The following is a 20,110-nucleotide window of genomic DNA, read 5'->3' on the forward strand; positions in this document are numbered from 1 at the left end:
ATCGTATGGGGTGCGCTTCACCCGCGCAGGAATCGGATGAATTCCGCGGCCGCGGCCGATGGCGTGGACTGCTTCTTCCATACCACAATCGAACCGGTGTTGATGGGCGGATACAACGGCACGGCGGTCACACCGGAGTACTGGGCGCCGGTATCGATGCACAGGCAAACACCCAGGCCGGCGGCGACCATAGCCGCGGCATTGGTAGGCAGATTGGAATGCCCGGTCACCAGTGCTTCGTCATAATAGGGGCCGAGCCAACTTGTCGCGGCGCTTTTCGCGTGGCGGCGCGATGGCACGATAACCTGCATACCGCGCAAATCCTTAGGAGTAAGCGCGGATTTGCCGGCAAACATATGGTCGTTCGGCACTAACGCGGTCCAATGTTCTTGTACGTGTGTAGATACATATTCATAGCGATTGGTATCAGCTGGCTCCAACAGTAATCCCAAATCCAACAGACCTTGCTCGATACGCATTTGGATGATGTCCGCCGAAGAGCTGAACAAGGCGAACTGCACGCGTTCATGCAGGGCGCGGAACTGCTGCATCTTTTTGGCGAGCCATGCCATGCCTTGCACTTCGCCGCAGCCGATGGCTACCTCGCCCTCCAGCTCGCCGTCTGCATGCTGCAGCTCAAACGCGGTCTTATCCGCCAAAGAGACGATGGTCTGCGCGCGTTCGCGCAGCAGCCGGCCCTCGGGTGTGAGCGTCACGGATTGATTGCCGCGCACCAACAGCGGCACACCGAGTTCGTCCTCCATCTGCTTGATTTGACGGGAGAGCGTGGGTTGCGAAATCTGCAGCAATTGCGCGGCCCAGGTGATGTTGCCCTCCTCAGCCACCGCAAGGAAATACCTCAGCAGACGAATGTCCAGTGTCACCGGCTTCTTGAACTGCCTGCCATGCTCGATGTCGTATTCACTAAACTCCATAATCCCATCATAGAGGTGCAGACCTGCCCGCGTTCGACCCAGCGAAAGCCTACGGCAGTATCGCGTTCTGGCTGCTGTTCGCGGTAGTGCTGCTGGCGGTCGTCTTCATGGCGCGTTGGATTGCCGATGCGATACCGCTGATTGGATGGTTGAAACGACATCTTGAACGCGTGTTTCACCACGAAATTAGTGTGTGGCTGCATAGGCTTGTTTTATTGGCTGTGTCGTTGGTGTGCGTGCATTTTCATGCCATCCGCTATATCGTCACGGTCACACCGTTCATTGTGATATCCGACGTGGCGACCGATGGCGTGGACGTCGATGTGCTGCCGCCATATGGCCGCTACCACAGGTTCCTTGACGAGCGAGGACTGGACGATCATGGCGAAACCCGGCCAATCGTCGTGTTCGCCGGAGGCATTGGCATCACGCCATTGCTGCCGATTATCTTCCGCTACGGCTACGGCCGCCGTCCAGTGAAGGTCATGTACTGCGCGCATGACGAAGCCGGGCTGCTGTGCTGCGGTCAACTTGAGGCGTGGAGCCGTCGTACCGGCAATCCGCTGACGCTCAAGGTCGGACGATTCACCGTAGGGGAATTGCAATCGGCCGTCACGCCGGGTGCCATCTACCTCATCGCTGGCCCCACTGGTATGACCCATGCCGTCAAACGCACGCTACGCAAGACCGGTGTCTCCGTCGAAGACATCTGCCATGAACCGTTCGCATGGTAACGAACAAGTGACTGCCGCAATAAGGAAAACCCGGTAGGTGTACCGAATCATGTGTTCGGTACACCTACCGGGTTTTCGTTGATGGGATGCGACTTACTCGCTCAGCAACGCAACATAGTCGGCAACGGCCTTGTCCAGCTCCTTGTCGGTGATGCCGAGCATACCGTGGATGGCGAACGGCTTGGCGAACGTCATACCGATGTGCTTGGCGGTGGTCTCCAGAGGCTTCAGCAGTTCGAGGCCGGTGACACCGAACTCGCCGTCGTGGCGGTACTTGTCGACCGTGGCGCCCACGGTGATGGCCAGTTGCAGCTCTTTGCCGTGCAGCTTATCACCGTCATGGCCGTATGCCCATCCGTGCTCGAGCACCAAATCCTCCCACTGCTTCAGGAGTGCCGGCGTGGAGTACCAGTAGAACGGGAACTGCCAGACCACGCGGTCTGCCTTGAGCAGTGCTTCCTGTTCGGCCTTCACGTCGATCTTGAAGTCTGGGTAGAGCGCGTACTCGTCGCGCACGGTCACGTTCAGCAGGGCGGCGGCAGCTTCGGCCAGCTTGAGGTTGGCGCGCGAGCCGTCGCTGAGATGCGGGTGGAAGACCAGTACCAAAGTGTTCTTAGCCATGATGATTCCTTTGTCCTTCTTACGTTCTGTGGTTTTGTTTCACGGCAATAATCGGTAATGATTGGCGGCGCAGTCACCTTGCGCATTGCCTGACATCATCATTGAAGCGCGGTAGCAAAGTTTCGGCCAATGTTCAGGCTGATGCCCGGTCATGCTGAATTCGTATGTCGATCGAAACCATGCAGAATATGTGCGGAAAGCGACAGGATGTGCGCGGCTTTGCGGTGAAGTGGCATGTAAGTCAGTTGAGGTAACAATGCAGAATCGTTGCAATTACTGGCATTGTGAGTGCTCGTTCGCGTCGCTATACGAACTGTGCATGACCGGAGATGTGCTTTCTGCATTGGGAATCGCAAAATGCTTTTCGCACAATGGCAACTGTCAAACGGGCTGAAAATCCTAAAGAACATGTCGAAATTTCCAAAGGCGGAATTCTTGAGGATCCGGCCCAAATCCCCGCGGCATGGGTGCCGAATGATGAGAGCGCTGCCCATGCATCAGGAAAGGAAGAAGGCACATGCTCAACATCAATATGGATGATGTGTGGAACATCCTCCAATCATTGCTGCCGCAGCTGATTGCAATAGGTGTCGCATTGCTGTTGGCAATCATCATCACTATCGCTGTCAACAAGCGTACGGTAGCCAACGAAGGCACACGCAAGCTGGTGCATTCACAGTCTTGGATCGTTGCGGTTATCGCCATGATTGTGGCTGTACAGATGATGCTGTTCGGCCCGCTCAACAGCGTGCTGACCTTGGCGTCCGGCCAAGGCACCTTGAGCCAGCAGTCCATTGACAATGCAGAATCTTTGGCTGTTGACATTCAGCGCGAAGGCATCACGCTGCTGCAGAATGATGACAATAATCTTCCGCTGCAAACCAAGAAACTCAACGTATTCGGTTGGTCTTCCACCAATCCGATCTATGGCGGTTCAGGCTCCGGCTCGATGAACGATTACTATCCGACCGTCTCCCTGTTGGAAGGCATGAAGCAAGCCGGCATCGAAACCAATAGCGAGCTGAGCGACCTTTACACCAAGTACCGCGCCGACCGTCCGTATGTGAACTACGATCGTCAGGATTGGAGCCTGCCGGAAGTGCCGGCCGCACAGTACTCGCAGACCATCATCGATGATGCGAAGTCCTTCTCCAATCAGGCGGCCATCGTTATCAGCCGCCCTGGTGGTGAAGGTGCCGACCTGCCCACGAATATGAAGGGCGAAGGCATCGACTATACCGATAATTCCACCGAATACGCCGACTTCGAAGATGGCGGTCACTTCCTGCAGCTGAGCCGCACTGAGCAGGATATGGTCGACCTGGTCACTAAGAACTTCGACAACGTCACCCTGATCTACAACGGTGCGAACACGTTCGAATTCGGTTTCCTTGCCAACTATCCGCAGATCAAGTCCGTGCTATGGTGCCCGCCTGCTGGCCAGACTGGTTTCACCGCGCTCGGTGAAGTACTCGCTGGCAAGACGAACCCCTCCGGTCACACCACTGATACGTTCGTCAAGGATCTGAAAACCACGCCGACCTGGAACAACTTCGGTGACTTCCGCTACGACAACATGTCCGAATACAACACCGACTTCTACGGCACAACAATGCGTCCTTCCTTCGTGAATTACGTGGAAGGCATCTACGTGGGCTACCGTTTCTATGAAACCGCATCGGATGAAGGCTTCATCAACTACGATGATGTGGTGCAGTTCCCGTTCGGCTATGGCCTGAGCTATACGAACTTTGACCAGAGCCTTGATAACGTGACCTACGAGAACGGTCACATTACCGCTGACGTGACCGTCACCAACACCGGTGATGTGGCAGGCCGCGACGCTGTGGAGCTTTACTACAACCCGCCGTACACCAACGGCGGCATTGAAAAGGCCTCGGCCAACCTCATTGCCTTTGACAAGACCGATGAATTGCAGCCAGGCGAATCCACCAACGTCACCCTCGAATTCAACGACGAGGATATGGCCTCCTATGATTACCAGAACGACAAGGCATACGTGCTGGAAGCTGGAGACTACGGCATCTCTTTGCGTTCCGATTCACATCATGTGATTGCCGAGCGGAACATCAACGTGCCGAGCACCATCGTCTACGACGAGTCAAATCCGCGATCCACGGATAAGACTACCGTCACCAATCAGTTCGACAATGCCGAAGGCGACGTGACCTATCTTTCCCGCGCCAACCATTTCGCCAACTATGACGAGGTCGCCGCAGCGCCGACCAGCTTCACGTTGTCCGATGACCTCAAAGCCAAGTTCATCAACAATTCGAACTACAACACTGATGAGCTGAACAATGATTCTGACCAAATGCCCACAACCGGTGCAAAGAACGACATTCGTTTGGCTGATCTCTATGGTGCCGATTATGACGATGCACGCTGGGATCAACTGCTCGATAATCTTACCTTTGACGATATGGATGATTTGATTGCGTGGGGCGGCTACGGCTCTCGCGCGGTCAAGTCTATCGGCAAGGTGCAGCAGTACGATCTCGATGGCCCGGCTGCACTGAACAACAACTTCACCGGTTCCGGTTCTATTGGCTTCCCCGCTTCCGTGGCTGTGGCCTGCACCTGGAATGAGGATCTGGCCACCCGCTATGGCGAGAGCATCGGCGACATGGCTCATGAAATCGATGCCTCCGGTTGGTATGCGCCGGCCATGAACATCCATCGCAACGCCTTTGCCGGCCGTAACTTCGAATACTTCTCCGAAGATGGTCTCCTTTCCGGTGTGATGGTGCGCAATGAGGTGGCGGCCGCTCGTGCCAAGGGTGTGTACGCATTCATCAAGCATTTCGCGCTCAATGATCAGGAAACCAACCGCCAGTCCATGCTGTGCACTTGGGCTACGGAGCAGGCGATTCGCGAAATCTACCTGAAGCCGTTCGAAATGGCGGTCAAGGATGGTGGCGCGCAGGCCGTGATGAGTGCCTACAACTACATCGGCACTATCTACGCCGGTGCCAGCTCCAACCTGCTGAACACGGTGTTGCGCGACGAATGGGGCTTCCGAGGCATGGTGCTCACCGATTACTTCGGCGGCATCGGTTACCAGAACGCCAACCAGGAAATCCGCAACGGCGGCGACATCATGCTCGCCACCACGGAAACCACCAACCACATCACCGATCATTCCGCAACCTCGCTGCTGGCCATGCGCAACGCCGCACACAACATTCTGTACACTACGGTGAACTGCTGGAAGTACGAGAACGGCGAGCCGAAGACCCAGACTCCGGTCTGGCAGTGGATTGACTACGGTGTGATTGCAGCAATGGCCATTGCGCTCATCGCCGCAGAGACGCTGGCCATCCGCAGATTCATGATGCGTCTCCAGGCTGCTCGCAAGGTTGAGGTGGCGGGAACCGCTGCGGCGAACGAGCCTGGCGATTCCCTCGAGTCCATCGAGAACTGAAGCAATCGTGGGTCGCAGTGAGACTCCTGCGCTGCTGACCCGTCCTGAAGATACGAATTGCTCTGCCCAGTATTCGTGTCAACTGCCCACATGCTGTGGCGGCCGTCCTCCTTCGGTTTCCACAGCATTTTTTATTGTCTCTTGTTGCTGCCGGACTAAAAACGTCCGTATGTTCGCGCGCTTTACGGACCCTGCGCGAACATACGGACGTTTTTCGTATCGAAATCCTTTGTATGTTCGCGCGGTACTCGTCAGTTGCGCGAACATACGGGCGATTGAGGTAACGTTTGGCCTGCAATCGGCTCGCAATCCTGCGAGCGTATATCACATTTGATACTGAAAAACCAGTCTGTTGCATCTGTGATTGATTCCGTATGCTTGAGGCCTATGTATGAACGCAATAATGCTATATCGACAGCGAATATCGAATCATCGCAGCTGCCTCAGGCCGATCGTGGCGCGGAGCATATGCAAGGCCATTGGGTGCTCGCCCAACTTGGCAAACGCGTGCTCAGGCCAGGTGGCGAGAAACTGACCAAGCGCATGCTGGCACATGTGGCCATTGCAGGCAAACGCGTGGTGGAGTTCGCTCCGGGCCTGGGCCGCACGATCCGATTGATTCTTGGTGCTGGCCCTGCCGGATACACCGGTGTCGACCGGGATGAACAAGTGGTGAAGATCATCAGCCCGCTGGCTGCATCAGCGAGCGGTACATGCATCAATGCCGACGCTGCGCAGACTGGTTTGCCGGATGAATCGGCGGACGTGGTGATTGGCGAGGCGATGCTGAGCATGCAGTCCGAGCGCGGCAAGCATGCGATTATCAATGAAGCCCATCGCATCCTGAAATCGGGCGGCTTGTATGCGATTCATGAAATGGGCCTTGCTCCAGACAATATCGACGAATTCGTTAAGGATTCGATTCGTAAGGACTTGGCCCGCGCCATCAAAGTTAACGCTCGTCCACTGACTGCAGCTGAATGGCAAACCGTACTCGAATCAGAAGGATTCGAAGTGTTGTGGAGCGGTGTGGAGCCGATGGCATTGCTGAAGATGCGCCGTAATCTGGTGGACGAGGGCATCGGCGGTGTGCTGCGTATCATGCGTAATGTGCTGACGCATCCGGATTTGCGTGCGCGCGTATTGGAAATGCGCCATGTGTTCAACACCTATGGTGATGCGCTCACCGGCATCGCATTCGTGGCACGGCGCAAGGATTGATGCCGGCAATGCCGCTGTTACGAGATTAAACTGACGTTTTAAGCATTAATTAAAAAACGCATAGAGCGGGCATTGAGGCCTACTACTCACATGCCACCTATATATAAGGGGTCTTGAAATGACTGACGAAACCACAACCGCAGCTGAGAACACCGAGCCGATGGTCATGGAGTTCATCGATGATCTGAATCCGCTGGTCGAAGTCCAGCCGGAGGCCACCGTCTCCCGAACGGTGATGCAGGTGGAGGGTGCCAATGTGGTGCTCTTCTCCTTCGATAAAGGTCAGGAGCTCAGTGAGCACACCGCCGCCATGCCGGTGCTGGTGCAATGCCTCGAAGGGCATCTCAAGGTGACCGGCGGCGGCAAAACCGTGGATCTCAAGCCAGGCGGCATTCTGCACTTCCCAACCCACTTGCCGCACGCGGTCTACGCCGAGAAAGCATCCAAAATGATGCTGATTATGATGCGCCACTGAATGCAAAGAAAGGCTCTGGATGTGAGTTCCAGAGCCTTTCAGTATTGTCGTCAGCCGTGAGCAGATTTACTGTTCGATAACCGCAGTCCGCTCAGTAGTACGACGTTTCAGGAAGCGCTTGATGGCAAGAACTTCGAGCCCAACCAACACTACCGCGAGTGCGGCAACTACTGCATAGTAGACGTATTGCCATGCAGGCGTTTCCACCTTAGGCTGACCATTCTCGTACAGCCAGCTGTTCACTGCCGTATACAGAATGTTGTGCGAAGCGGTGCGCATAGCCTTCACTGATGTCGCAGAGTGGTCGGTAATCACATTGGTGCCTTCGATGGTCGCGAGCATTGCATCATTGCCGGAACGAATCGCCTGATCGCCAATCTGATATCCGAAACCGCCGAAGTAGTCGGTTTCCACGAAGCCGTGGAATCCCCATTCTCCGCGCAGCACACCGTTCAGCATGTTCTCGTTGGCGGAGGAGTATCCGTTGCCAACATAGTTGAATGAAGCCATGACTGCGGTTGCGCCACCATCCTTGACGGCCAGCTCAAACGGTTTGAAATAGATTTCGCGCATGGACTGTTCGTTAGCCCAAGTGCAGAGCATGGCCACGCGGTTGGTCTCCTGATCGTTCAATGCGAAATGCTTGATGAACGGATATACGCCCTTTGAACGTGCCCCGGCGACCTGCTGGGCGGCCATGATGCCGGACAGCACGCCGTCTTCGGAGAAGTATTCAAAGTTGCGACCAGCATATGGGGTGCGGTGAATGTTCATGGCCGGCGCATACCAGCCGGTCACATTCATTTCGCGTGCCATGTCGCCAATGATTTCGCCGAACTTGCGCGCCAGCTCCTTGCTGAACGTGTTGGCCACCGAAACGCCGGAAGGCAAACCGATGGAGCCCACGCCGGTGAAGTTGTTATTCAGCGTGGAGGGGCCGTCCACGTCAGACTGGCGAGGCTTGTTGATGGATGTCACTGCGGAATTGCCATAACCGGCGAAAGCGATGAGCTGGTTCATCTCGTCGAAAGTCATTTCGTCGAGCAGATTATCCCACATCGGATCGTCGTAATCCTTGCCATAGAGCTGATACAGGCTTACACCGTTTTTGGCTCCGGTAGTCGGCATTTCGTCGGAATCGTTGTTTTCGTTCTTGTAGTTCGATGCGTTGACGAATGTCTCCTTATATTGTTCTGGCATTTCAGTGCTGTCAGGAGCTGCGGTTGCGGACTCAAAGTTCGCGAAATGGTCAGCGCGAGACAGTGTCTCGAACGCCGGCTTGATATTGTCAAACTCGTTGGTGACTTCACCGGCATCAGAAGAACGATGATTGTCGCCAGAGTAGGTAATGGTCTGCGGAATGTTCACAGTCTGCTCGGCAATTGACTCATGTGCATTTGCATTGATGGAAATGCCATAGTCTCCGGCTTCAAGTACGTAGGCGCGAGCATTGTCTGCATCATAGGATGCCATGTCTTCGTCCTGGAACTTAATGTGCGCGGTTTGCGATTCGCCGGGCTTGAGCTCCTTCGTTTTCTCGAAGTCGATGAGGTTCGCACTGGCCTTTTCAATGCCACCATTGGTATATGGCGGATTGTAGAACACCTCAACCGTGTCCTTGCCTGCAACGTCACCGGTGTTGGTCACGGTTACGTCGAAGCTCACGGTGCCGTTGTCATACGTCACGTCGCCCATTGATTGATCGAACGTCGTGTAGCTCAGGCCATAGCCGAACGGATACTGCACCACGGCATCGTAATCGATGGCGCCTTCATCGTCAGCGGTTTCGTAATATTTGTAGCCAACGTAAATATCCTCGACATAATCGACGAAGCTCGGCACCACATGCAGATCCTGACCGGCGAAGTCGGTATCCACGGCGAACTCATCCATGTTGCTGTACTGGAACTGGCCGAAGTTGTTCGACCAAGGAGCTGCGGAGAAATCGCGCAGGAACGTATCGGTGGCACGGCCGGAAGGATTGACCTTGCCGGCCAAAACCTCGCCTAGTGCTGTGAAACCAGTCTGACCAGCCGGTGGCGCCCACAGCACGGACTTGATTTGTGCATAATCATCAACAAAATTCAAGTTCAACGTATTGGCGCCGTTGTAGACCAAAACCACATTATTGAAGTTCTTCGTCACCAGATCAATCATGTCGCGCTCGCTTTTGGAGAGCTCGAGATAGCCTTGACCGTCTTCAAAATCGTTGTAATCCGAGGAATTATTGTGGTACACGGATACGGCATCGCTGGATTCGCCTGGACCGGTGATGGCGCTATCTCCTGGGCCGAACTGACGGTTTTTGCCGGTGTCGGCCATATCGCTCGGCAAATCGAAGCATTCGCCGCCGGTTCGGGCCAATACCACCACTGCGGTGTCAGAGAATGATTTGGCATTGGCGATGAGCTTATCTGAATACGTGCTGGCGGGTGGCTCAGGCAGTGTCCAATCCTGATTGCCGGCATCGTTCGCCGGGCGATCGGCGCGATACGACGTGTAAAAATCGGAGAGTTCGGTATTGGTTTTCAGGCCGGCATCCGCCATACCTTGCAGGATTGACGTGGTCGGGTACTGGTCATTCATCGAACCGGAGCCGGTGCCGCCATAAATCGGATTCGTGGACGCCCAGCCGAACACATTGACCTTCTTGGTGCTGAGCGGCAGTGTGTCACTGTCATTCTTCAACATCACAATGCCTTCACGCTCAATATCTGTGGCGAGTTCCTTGGTTTGGGCGCTTGTCTCTTCGGTGAGCGTGCCGCTGCCGGAAAGCAGGGAGAGCATCGTGTTCAGTGGTCCAAACAGCATCATGCTTAGTGCAACGATGGTGGCGATGGCTGCTGCAATCCAGGTCTGTGAGTGGACAAGTTTGCGAATGCCTTGGTTATGTACGGTTCGTTTATTGATGGCGATAGTCAGCAGCAAGGCTACGGCAAGCGTGATGCCAATGGCAATCAGATGGGCGCTGATGGATTGCAGGGTGCTGATGACATCTGAGAAGTTGATTCCCAGCATGTTGTCTCCTTCTTATCATTTCTTCCGTCAACGATCTTCGGTGACGTTGAGCGGTTGTTCTAAGCGTTGGGCTAAGGCGTCAACGCCTTGCTCCGCTTATGTTTCGACGATAAGAAAGAAAGGAATAAGCGAGTAGCTCAAGTGCGCGAGCGGTGTATGAGCGTACGCGAATGACATCAGAATATCGGTTTAGGATTCTGGTGAAGGTGCTATTGTGACAGGTTTGGGAAGTATCAGTCCCAAGTCGAAAATGTCGTCATGAGTGGTGATGGCCAAATCGCCGCCGAGCCGTTCGACAATCATGCGCATGCTGGTGATGCCATAGCCATGAGACGCGGTGTCAACTTTCGTGGTGCGCAATGTGCCATCATCGTCACGGTGAATGGTGCTGTAGTAATTCGAGATATGAATGGTGACGATATTGCCGCGTAGCGTCGCGGTCAATTTAATAACCCGCTGCTCTGGATTGTTAAGCTTCTCTACGGCTTCGATGGCGTTATCGAGGGCGTTGCCGAAAAGAGAGTAGATATCGTAATCGCTCATCCAGTTTACACAGGCAGCGTCGGCCATATAGGTGAAATGAATATTCTTGCGCTCGGCTTCCAGACTTTTCTGAGTCAGCACCACATCGAATGCAGCATTGCCTGTTTTGGCGATGTGATCATACGTGGATACCGAGTCTGCGATTTCATCAAGAATGTGATGCGCCGAATGAGCGCTGTCGTTGGTACTGCCGGAAGTTTGTGCGGTGGCAGACCGTAGTCTTGCAATCTGATGTTTGAGATCGTGATAGCGTACGTTGGTGGTTTCGATGGTGTCTTTGAGCTGTTCGTAATAATTGGTGCGTAAACGATTCATGCGTTGCACGAATGCAAGTTCATCGGTAAGTGCTTGGCTGTGTGCCACTTCTCCGAATAACAGCAGAATGATGATGCAGGTCAACGCTGAAATGGCGCGAATTGCGAACTCTGTTGAATCGTCGAGATTCTTGGCGTATGCATATGAGCTGAGGCCGATGGTGACTGCCAGTGTACTGGCCGTTAGTGCGGCCAAGGATGCCGGTGAGCTCAGACGTGCTTTTGCTACGTCAAAAGCGCGGATGTACCAATGCCAAAACACTGCATATACACAGATGAACACGACGATGCGCAGAAGCTCGTTCATCAGCCATGTTGTCAGTATCGCGAAGCCGGAAAATGAAGCGATACCGGCAACCGCCAGTTCCATGATCTCCTCTGTTGCAGCTGCAACATGTTGTACCGCGTAGCCGCAAATAGCGATGCCGCATGCCAGTTGCCAATCGCATCGGCAAATCAGTCGTATGAGCGCTATGGAAATGATGAAGATCAGCGAAAAATTGAGGATGGATCGTGCCATAGTGCTTATGGCGATGGTGCATTGCACACAGAGTAGGGCGGATAGCATCATCACCGGAATAGCTATCATCGTGCGCTTCTTGGCACCGGGAGAGCGGACAGGCGAACGCAGGGCAAACATTAATTGTGCCGCAAGCAGTTCGAGGGATGCCGCCTCCATGTTGAACAAGTTCAGCAACGGCGCAGTGCCGAACAATACATCTGGGAATTCCAGCCAATTCATCATGCGGCTCCTGCGGAAAGCGCAATGGCTCTCAGTATTTCCTGCTTCTTGGAACGGCTCACCTCAATGCGATGGTTGCCTACGGTTATGGTGTTGCCTTCCAGGCCGGTGATGTTGTCGATATTGACCAGATACCAGCGGTTGCAGCGCATGAAATTACCGGATTGTAGCGCTTGTTCGGCTTGTCCAAGCGTGCCTTTGATTGTGTAATTGCCATCGGCTGTGCAGTAGGTGATGTAATGGTCTTGCACTTCCACATAGTCAATACGGTCAATCGGCACTACATGTACGGCGTCTCGAGTGATGAGCTTGATTGTGCTGGACCTACGCCGTTCCATGCGTTGCAGTGCTTTGCGCATCACCATAGCGAAGCTGTAATAATCTATAGGTTTGACCACAAAATCAAGCGCTTCGACTTCGTATCCTTTGATGGCGAGCTGAGCCATATTGGTGACGAATACGATGATGGTTGCCGGATCGGTCTCGCGTATCACTTTTGCGGCTTTGATGCCGTCGACCTGCTGCATTTCGATGTCAAGAAATATGACATCGTACTCCGGCTTGTAATGGTGCAGCAGCTCGGCGGCATCGGCGAAGGCGGTGATGGTCGTGTCTAATTGCCGTTCGCCGGCGAAACGTGAGATGAATGCACTGATTTGTTTGCGCGCCTCGATATCGTCATCGACTACAGCAAATGCAACCATCATCACTCCTTTGCATTGGTGGGTGGCATTGCTGTATTCACCATACCAATGGTGGATGCGTTGGTGTTGATTGATGTCATTGAGGCATGATGCTGGTCGATGCGCATGGTGGTGATACGGCGTTTTCCTAGCGCGGCAAAGAGCTGTACTCAGATGTGTCCGATTTCGCGGGCGGGATTGCCGGCCACGATGCTGCCCGCGGGCACGTCGTGAGTGACAATCGCGCCCGCGCCCACAATGGCGCCGTCGCCGATGATCACGTTCTGCAGTACGATGGCGCCCGCGCCAATCCATACATGTTTGCCGATGATGATGGGAAGACTTGTGGTGGTGGCGCGGTCCATCGGGTTTTTGCTGTGGTTGATGGTGATGAGCTGCACGTTCGGTCCGATGAACGTGCCGTCGCCGATGGTAATGCCGCCGCGGTCCATCAGGGTGCAACCCCAGTTGATGAATACGCCTCGGCCGATTTCGATGTTATGCCCGAAATCCGTGTAGAACGGCGGATTGAAGCGGAATGTTGGGTCAACCGGATGGCCGACGATGCGTTCGAACAGGGTGTGCGCCTCCTGCGGCTCGTGGTAGCCGGTGTTGAGCTCGGCGCAGAGCCGCTTGGTCTCGTTGATGATGGTGGCGATGGCGCAATAGCCGGGATCGCATGGGTTGACTGGTTTTCCGGTGCGGTCGCGCTCGAGAATGTCGGCTGCTGTGGTGGTCATGATGGCTCCTTGGTCGTGTTCTGCCATCATTGAACCGCGCAGGGTTGGTGCTGTCTAATACCTATGGTTTATGCGCTTGCATGCCGTCGGGGCATGAACATACTGTACTGTTTTTGCTGCTCTCCCTCAGTCAGCCGATGGCTGACAGCTCCCTCACCAGAGGGAGCCAAGTATGTATGGGTTTCAGTCATGCAAATATGGACAGCTCCCTCACCAGAGGGACCCAAACTCACAGGGGACTCGGAAAGCAATCACATGGTCTGCAGGAACTTGGCGAATGCGGCAGCTGCTGGGGAAATGGTTCCTTGCTTTTTCCATACCAGCACCGAGCTGCTTTCCAATGGTGGCGCAAGACGTATTCCGCGCACGCCCGGATACGTGGTGCCGTGGTCAAGACACAGGTACAGTCCGAGCCCACTGGCCGCCATTGCCGCGCCGTTCGCCGGCAGATTACAGGTGCCTGCGATGTTGAGATGCGGGGCGTAAGGTCCGAACCAGTTCAGCACCACACGGCGCACCGGTTCACGCGAGGGCAGGAGCAGCGCTTCATTGGCCAGATCGGCGGGGGAAAGATGATCATGGGTCTCAAGTGGATGGCCGTTCGGAATCATCGTGCACCAATGCTCGGTGATATTGGTGCGCAAAAACTCGTAGCGACTGGTATCCACCGGGTCGGCGAGCAGTCCGAAATCCAGCAATCCCTGTTCAAGCTGATCTTGAATCACATCCGCAGTGGTGCTGACCACATGGAAGCGCACGCCGGGATGCAACGTGCGGAACGCGGCCATACGGTCGGCGAGGAATGTCATAGCGCGCACTTCGCCGCAGCCGGCCATAATATCGCCGCTTAATTCATAGCTGGACTGCTTGAGCTCAAATTCCGCCTTGTCCGCCAAAGAGACAATGGTTTGCGCGCGATCGCGCAACAGTCGGCCTTCTTCGGTCAGTGTGATGGTGTGACTGCCGCGTTCGAATAGAGTGACGCCAAGCTCCTCTTCCAACTGCTTCAACTGCCGGGAAAGTGTTGGTTGGGAGATGCGCAGCAGTTGTGCCGCCCACGTAATATTGCCTTCTTCGGCCACTGCCAGAAAATACCTGAGCACGCGCAATTCCATAACTTCCGCTCCTTTCCGGCAGATTCGACGCATCCATTGTAAATGGTTAAACTTTTCTGTCAGAAGAATGCGCTGACACATCGTCGCTGCGGCGGATCCTAAGTGTCTGGGCAGGGGAGGGCATATGACCAGAGTTTTGGTTGTGGAAGATGAGCAGGCACTCAACGACATCACCTGCGATACCCTGCGCGACGCCGGCTATGAAGTGACCGGCTGCCTTAACGCAAACCGAGCGTTCGACGCTATGCATGGTACCCTCTACGATCTGGTGGTTTCCGACATCATGATGCCCGGCGTCGACGGCTATGAGCTGACCGAGCGCATCCGCGCAATCGACCCGAACATTCCCATCATCTTCATGACCGCGCGCGACGACATCATGTCGAAACGTCGAGGATTCCGCGCCGGTGTTGACGATTACATGGTCAAGCCGGTTGATTTGGACGAGTTGGTGCTGCGTATCGAAGCGTTGCTGCGGCGTGCGCGCATTGCCGAAGATAAGCGGCTGACTATCGGAGCATTCGTTATGGACTCCGATCAGATGACCGCAACGCTGCAAGGCCAGGAGATTGCGCTGACCATGCGCGAATTCAATATTCTGTACCGCTTGCTGAGTTACCCGAAGCAGGTGTTCTCCCGTGCTCAGCTCATGGAGGAGTTTTGGGATTCTGCCGATGCGGGGAGCCTCAGGGCTGTGGATGTGTACATTACCAAGCTGCGGCAGAAGCTTGCCGATTGCAAAGATTTTGATATTGTCACCGTGCGTGGCCTCGGATACAAGGCGGTGCCAAGATGAGCAGACTGTTGAGCGAAGGCAAAAAGCTGGCTCTGGGCGCAGTGTCCGTCCGCGTGGTGCTGTGGTCGTTTCTGGTCTTCGTTTTGGCTGCAGCTGGCCAGACGAGTCTGATTGTCTGGCTTCCGCGATGGCTGCCGGAAGCCAACCGTTGGTATCTTGCCGTAGTGATTCTTGCATATTGGCTGCTGCTGGCCATAGTATTTGCGGCGCTGATCGGCCGGCAGATTAATGAGCGGTTGGAACGGCCGATGCGTGATTTGGGCGAGGCTGCCGGTCGCGTGGCTCAGGGCGACTTCTCCGTATATGTGGCGCCTCGGCATGTGGAGGGCACCCGGCAATGGAATTCCACGGATCAGATGTTCGCTGATTTCAACACGATGGTGGCTGAATTAGGCAGCATTGAGACGATGAAGAATGATTTCGTATCCAATGTGAGCCATGAAATCAAGAACCCACTCGCCATCATCACCACGCATGCCAAGGCGCTGGAGCGTGACACCATCAGCGATGAGCGTCGTAAGGCTTATGTGCGCACCATCGTCGATGCTTCCACACGGCTGAACACATTGGTCACGAACACATTGAAGCTCAATAAGCTCGAAAGCCAGAGCATCGTGGCGCAAGCCGCTGACTACGATGTTGCGAGCCAACTTACCGATGCGGCATTGGCGCTGTACGATCTATTTGATGCCAAAGGTGTTGCCTTGGAACTTGATGTGGAGGATCACGCCACCGTGCATGCCGACCCTGGCATTGTGAGCCTCATCTGGAGCAACGTGCTCGGCAATGCATTGAAATACACCGAACCGGGTGGACATGTGAAACTGTGCCAAACCTCAACATCGAGCGAAATCACGGTAGAAATCATCGATGACGGCTGCGGCATGAGCGAGACCGAAGCCGCTCGCATATTCGACAAGTTCTATCAGGGCGCGACTGCGCATGCTGCTGAAGGCAACGGTTTGGGCATGGCAATGGTCAAGCGTGCGATTGATCTGAGCCACGGAACGATTAGTGTGCGCAGCAGTCAGGGTTCAGGCACTACCGTCACTGTCACTTTGCCTGCCGCGGCCGGTTTTTAATACAAGACCAACAATTCTTCAACAGTCGGCCAACATAACGCTCATACGGTAGGCATCATCAGCCAAACGAACATGAGTCAAGGAGCCGATGATGACCGCAGTCAACCAGCCCACCAGCAAATCCGCCAACGACTACGTTGGTTATGAATATCTGACCGTCGCCACCGCACCCGCCCGCAGCGCCATGCTTGCCGACGGCTACCGCGCCTTTGGCTGGGAACTGCAGGATGCATCCTCACGCACACTGCAGTTCCGCCGTCCACGCGCCATCGATAACAAAACCGCACTCGTGCGCCTGCAGCGACGTTTTGAAGCGCAATCCGCGCAAATCGCCGACTTGGATGCCGCTCCGGTACGCAATGGTCGTATCGCCGGGCTGAGCTTGGGGCTCGTCGGCTGCGCATTCCTTGCCGGCGCAACGTTCGCCTATTTGGCCGCCATGATCGCGCTGATGATCGTTCTCGCCATTCCCGGCTTCGCTTGCTGGATTGCCGCATACCCGGTATGCCGTGCCATTGCCGCATCATCCAGCCGCCGCAACGCGCAGACCATTGAGCATCTGTACGATCTCAACGACGATGTATGCCGTAAAGCGAGTGAACTGCTTGCATGATTATTGTTCGAGTGATTGAGGTATGTTGCGCTGTTGTGAAACGTGCGTGGTTCATAGTGCTGAAAAGGGGATAGTAGGACACAATATGACGGGGAAGAAGCAGACGATAATAACCGATAAGCAACGCACGGCGATTTTCGCAGTACTGCTGGCCGCGTGCATCGCCGGCGCCTTCGCGCAAACATCACTGACCACCGCGCTACCGGCCATCATGACAAGCCTCAATATTTCCGCAGTGCTCGGCAATTGGCTGACCAGTGGTTTCTCATTGGCGATGGGCGTGATTATTCCGGCTACCGCGTTCATGATGAAACGCTTCAACACTAAGCCACTGTTTTTGACTGGTCTTGCATTGTTCGCCGGTGGCCTGTTGCTGGCGGCCGTCTCGCAGAGTTTCCCTTTACTGATGGCGGCGCGCATTGTTCAAGCATTCGGTTCGGGCATCTCCCTATCCATGACGCAGGTGATTATCCTCGCGCTGTACGCTGAATCCGGCGTGGGTACGGCAATGGGGTTCTACGGGCTTGCTGTTTCCGCGGCGCCGGTGATTGCGCCGACGATTTCCGGCATCATGGTCGACCACTGGGGATGGCAGTCTATCTTCTGGGTGGCAGGCGGTATTTCAGCGCTTGTGTTGGTGATTGCGTTTCCGGTGATGCGCAATGTGCTCACCACATCGGCCAGCGCACATCTCGATATGCTCTCATTCATTCTTGCGGCCTTCGGCTTCGTCGGGCTGCAGCTCGGTTTCAGTAATCTTGGCGTGGCTCCTGCATTCAGCTGGCAGGTTTTCGGGGCACTTGCTGTGGGCGCCATCTGCCTCGCCGTGTTTGTTGCTCGCCAATTCAAGATTGATCATCCGCTGCTGCAACTGCGTATTTTCGCCACACGAGACTTCACTGTGGCGGTGCTGCTCAGTATGTTCCTGTACGCGGTGCTTATCGCCGGCTCTACAATTCTGCCGATTTACATGCAGCAGATGAACGGTGCCACGGTGACAATGTCGGCGCTCGCCATGCTGCCCGGCTCGCTGGTGATGGCGGTCTCTTCGCCTGTTACCGGGCGAGTGTTTGACCGATTCGGTATTCGCCCGCTGGCTATCGGCGGCATGGCTTTGCTGGCCGTTACGATGATTCCGTTTGGATTCCTGACTTCCTCAACGCCGATTTGGTGGATTGCCGTGGTGTTCGCCGTGCGTTCGGTGGCCGTGGCAATGGTGATGATGCCGGCCGCTACCTGGGGTTTGGCGTCGGTGGAGCGCAGGTATGCCAGCGATGCCAGCGCGTTGTTGACTTCATTGCGTACGATTGCCGGTGCGCTCGGCTCCGCAGTATTCGTGGCGGTGATGGTTGCGTGCGGCAATAATCCGAGTGGTGTTTCCGTCGCCTTCTGGTCAATGGTTGGTGTGGCCGTAGTGGGCCTCATCATGGCTGTGGCGTGCTGCTATCGCTCTTCAGTGAATTGATGAGCTGCGCGATGGTATCCGGCAATATGGAGCGGCTCAGCCATGTGATATTTTCCGGGGTGAATACCGCTGGCGCCTGTGCGAGGATGCCAAGCATGCCGCTGGATGCGAATTCCAGCACAATGCGCTGACCTGGATTGAGTGCCTCTGAATCGCAGCCGAGCGTTGCCAGCCATATTTCGATGACATGGCTTTTCAGCTGATTGACCAGTCCTGTAGAGCCATGTGGGCCGGCGATAAGTGCCAGCTTCCGAATGCTGGCAACACGCTGTGGTGTGGCTATGCTGGCGATGGCATAGTCACAGATCGCATCAATACCTTCATCTTGCCGAATGATATGCGCGATGAACGCGGTGATATCGGGATCTCCATAGATTGACGCGATGGCATCGTCGGCAAGTTCGGGAATGTTGCCGTAATGGTAGTAGAACGCGCTGCGGTTCAAGCCGCTCAATCGCGTGACATCGCTGATGGTGATTTGCGCATACGGTTTTTGCTCCAGCAGTTGCCAGAATGCATCCTGCATTCTTTCGGGTGCACTCTGCTCGCCTGTCTTCGGTCGTGCCATATATGCCCTTCGTACTGCTGTTTGACGTCAATCAATAACTCAACATCGTATCGTGTTTTTCGCAGAATACTGCGGTTTTGAAGCGGAAACCCAACATAATGCTGAATTACGTGGATTTTATTACCCAACAGGGTGATGTATTTCTTGAAGTGCGATGCGTGGTGCCAACAGCATCCAGCCTACGTCTGCTCTCAAGCCAGCTGCAGCTGACAGTTCTTCTGACCAGAGGAACCAGAGAGCGGTAGGTTCAATGATCGAATACAGTCATCGCAAGAGAGGACTTACGATACCGTGGCTTTCCTTGAATTCCATGATGTAGTGCGGCAGTACGGCAGCGGTGAATCCGCAGTGCTGGCGCTGAACCATGCCAATTTCGATATCGAACAAGGTGAACTTGCTGTGATTCTCGGCGCTTCCGGTGCCGGCAAATCCACCACGTTGAACATTCTGGGCGGCATGGATCGCGCCACCTCAGGCTCGGTAATCATCGATGGCAAAGACATCACCAAAGCCAACGAATCCCAGCTCACCGACTACCGCAGATTCGATGTGGGTTTCGTCTTCCAGTTCTACAATCTCGTACCCAATCTAACCGCTCTTGAGAACGTGGAACTCGCCTCGCAGATCTGCCCGAATGCGCTCGACGCTCGCGAAACTCTCGATAAAGTCGGACTCGGCGACCGTCTCGCCAACTTCCCTGCGCAGCTTTCCGGTGGCGAACAACAGCGTGTTTCCATCGCACGCGCCCTTGCCAAGAATCCGAAACTGCTTCTGTGCGACGAACCAACCGGTGCACTCGACTACAACACCGGCAAAGAAGTGCTCCAACTCCTGCAGGATTCCTGCCGACAGCATGGCATTACCGTGGCACTGGTGACTCACAACTCAGCGCTCGCTCCAATGGGCGACCGTCTGATTCGTTTCCGCTCCGGCAAAGTCACCGAGATCACGCGCAATCCGAACCCCACGCCTATCGCGGATATCGAATGGTAGGGGAGCG

The 20,110-nt window shown here is 55.0% G+C and carries 17 protein-coding genes; 9 read left to right on the forward strand and 8 right to left on the reverse strand.

Annotated features, from left to right (window positions below; all coding sequences use genetic code 11):
- Positions 1-17: 17 nt before the first annotated feature.
- A complete protein-coding gene (locus tag BISA_RS01095) occupies positions 18-935 on the reverse strand; it encodes a LysR family transcriptional regulator (RefSeq protein WP_237746053.1) in 918 nt (305 codons plus the stop codon).
- Between the two features lie 215 nt (positions 936-1,150).
- On the opposite strand from BISA_RS01095, the gene BISA_RS01100 reads away from it, so the two are divergent.
- On the forward strand, positions 1,151-1,669 hold the full coding sequence (locus BISA_RS01100) for a ferric reductase-like transmembrane domain-containing protein (protein ID WP_152597165.1): 519 nt from the start codon (positions 1,151-1,153) through the stop codon (positions 1,667-1,669).
- Between the two features lie 93 nt (positions 1,670-1,762).
- Here the strand turns inward: BISA_RS01100 and BISA_RS01105 are convergent, their stop codons facing one another.
- Positions 1,763-2,290 carry an NAD(P)H-dependent oxidoreductase gene (locus BISA_RS01105; RefSeq protein ID WP_033889672.1) on the reverse strand — a complete coding sequence of 176 codons (528 nt, stop codon included), beginning with the start codon at positions 2,288-2,290 and terminating at the stop codon, positions 1,763-1,765.
- Between the two features lie 517 nt (positions 2,291-2,807).
- Between BISA_RS01105 and BISA_RS01110 the strand changes: the two genes are divergently transcribed.
- The 3 genes from BISA_RS01110 to BISA_RS01120 all read left to right on the forward strand — a co-directional run bounded on the left by BISA_RS01110 (position 2,808) and on the right by BISA_RS01120 (position 7,431).
- Positions 2,808-5,735: a glycoside hydrolase family 3 protein gene (locus BISA_RS01110; protein ID WP_051917254.1), complete on the forward strand. Its 2,928-nt coding sequence runs from the start codon at positions 2,808-2,810 to the stop codon at positions 5,733-5,735.
- A gap of 387 nt (positions 5,736-6,122) precedes the next feature.
- Positions 6,123-6,956 carry a class I SAM-dependent methyltransferase gene (locus tag BISA_RS01115; RefSeq protein ID WP_051917255.1) on the forward strand — a complete coding sequence of 278 codons (834 nt, stop codon included), beginning with the start codon at positions 6,123-6,125 and terminating at the stop codon, positions 6,954-6,956.
- Positions 6,957-7,074: 118 nt separating this feature from the next.
- A complete protein-coding gene (locus tag BISA_RS01120; RefSeq protein ID WP_051917256.1) occupies positions 7,075-7,431 on the forward strand; it encodes a cupin domain-containing protein in 357 nt (118 codons plus the stop codon).
- Between the two features lie 66 nt (positions 7,432-7,497).
- Here the strand turns inward: BISA_RS01120 and BISA_RS01125 are convergent, their stop codons facing one another.
- The 5 genes from BISA_RS01125 to BISA_RS01145 form a co-directional block, all read right to left on the reverse strand.
- A complete protein-coding gene (locus BISA_RS01125) occupies positions 7,498-10,449 on the reverse strand; it encodes a glycoside hydrolase family 3 C-terminal domain-containing protein (RefSeq protein WP_033889674.1) in 2,952 nt (983 codons plus the stop codon).
- A 189-nt stretch (positions 10,450-10,638) separates the two neighbouring features.
- Complete coding sequence (locus tag BISA_RS12135) at positions 10,639-12,048, reverse strand: sensor histidine kinase (protein ID WP_051917257.1); 1,410 nt, start codon at positions 12,046-12,048, stop codon at positions 10,639-10,641.
- Positions 12,048-12,755, reverse strand: coding sequence for a LytR/AlgR family response regulator transcription factor (locus BISA_RS01135; RefSeq protein ID WP_081889949.1), 708 nt, complete (start codon positions 12,753-12,755; stop codon positions 12,048-12,050). Before BISA_RS01135 ends, BISA_RS12135 begins: the two co-directional genes overlap by 1 nt.
- Before the next feature lie 146 nt (positions 12,756-12,901).
- Positions 12,902-13,471 carry a sugar O-acetyltransferase gene (locus tag BISA_RS01140; RefSeq protein WP_033889677.1) on the reverse strand — a complete coding sequence of 190 codons (570 nt, stop codon included), beginning with the start codon at positions 13,469-13,471 and terminating at the stop codon, positions 12,902-12,904.
- 251 nt (positions 13,472-13,722) lie between these two features.
- On the reverse strand, positions 13,723-14,586 hold the full coding sequence (locus BISA_RS01145) for a LysR family transcriptional regulator (protein WP_033889678.1): 864 nt from the start codon (positions 14,584-14,586) through the stop codon (positions 13,723-13,725).
- A 124-nt stretch (positions 14,587-14,710) separates the two neighbouring features.
- Between BISA_RS01145 and BISA_RS01150 the strand changes: the two genes are divergently transcribed.
- The 4 genes from BISA_RS01150 (at position 14,711) to BISA_RS01165 (ending at position 18,542) form a co-directional block, all read left to right on the forward strand.
- On the forward strand, positions 14,711-15,382 hold the full coding sequence (locus BISA_RS01150; protein ID WP_033889679.1) for a response regulator transcription factor: 672 nt from the start codon (positions 14,711-14,713) through the stop codon (positions 15,380-15,382).
- Positions 15,379-16,464, forward strand: a complete 1,086-nt coding sequence (locus BISA_RS01155) for a HAMP domain-containing sensor histidine kinase (RefSeq protein ID WP_033889680.1) — start codon at positions 15,379-15,381, stop codon at positions 16,462-16,464. Before BISA_RS01150 ends, BISA_RS01155 begins: the two co-directional genes overlap by 4 nt.
- An 88-nt stretch (positions 16,465-16,552) precedes the next feature.
- A complete protein-coding gene (locus BISA_RS01160) occupies positions 16,553-17,077 on the forward strand; it encodes a hypothetical protein (protein ID WP_156099580.1) in 525 nt (174 codons plus the stop codon).
- A gap of 85 nt (positions 17,078-17,162) precedes the next feature.
- The gene (locus BISA_RS01165; RefSeq protein ID WP_033889681.1) at positions 17,163-18,542 is read left to right on the forward strand and encodes a DHA2 family efflux MFS transporter permease subunit; all 1,380 of its coding nucleotides are present in this window, start codon (positions 17,163-17,165) and stop codon (positions 18,540-18,542) included.
- On the opposite strand, the gene BISA_RS12440 is transcribed toward BISA_RS01165, so the two are convergent.
- The gene (locus BISA_RS12440) at positions 18,502-19,110 is read right to left on the reverse strand and encodes a TetR/AcrR family transcriptional regulator (RefSeq protein ID WP_152597166.1); all 609 of its coding nucleotides are present in this window, start codon (positions 19,108-19,110) and stop codon (positions 18,502-18,504) included. The two genes, BISA_RS01165 and BISA_RS12440, sit on opposite strands and share 41 nt — an antisense overlap.
- 291 nt (positions 19,111-19,401) lie before the next feature.
- Here BISA_RS12440 and BISA_RS01175 point away from each other — a divergent pair, with 291 nt between their 5' ends.
- Positions 19,402-20,103, forward strand: coding sequence for an ABC transporter ATP-binding protein (locus BISA_RS01175; RefSeq protein WP_033889683.1), 702 nt, complete (start codon positions 19,402-19,404; stop codon positions 20,101-20,103).
- Positions 20,104-20,110: the final 7 nt, after the last annotated feature.

This window comes from Bifidobacterium saguini DSM 23967 (genome assembly GCF_000741715.1).
In the GTDB taxonomy this organism is placed as follows: Bacteria; Actinomycetota; Actinomycetes; order Actinomycetales; family Bifidobacteriaceae; genus Bifidobacterium; species Bifidobacterium saguini.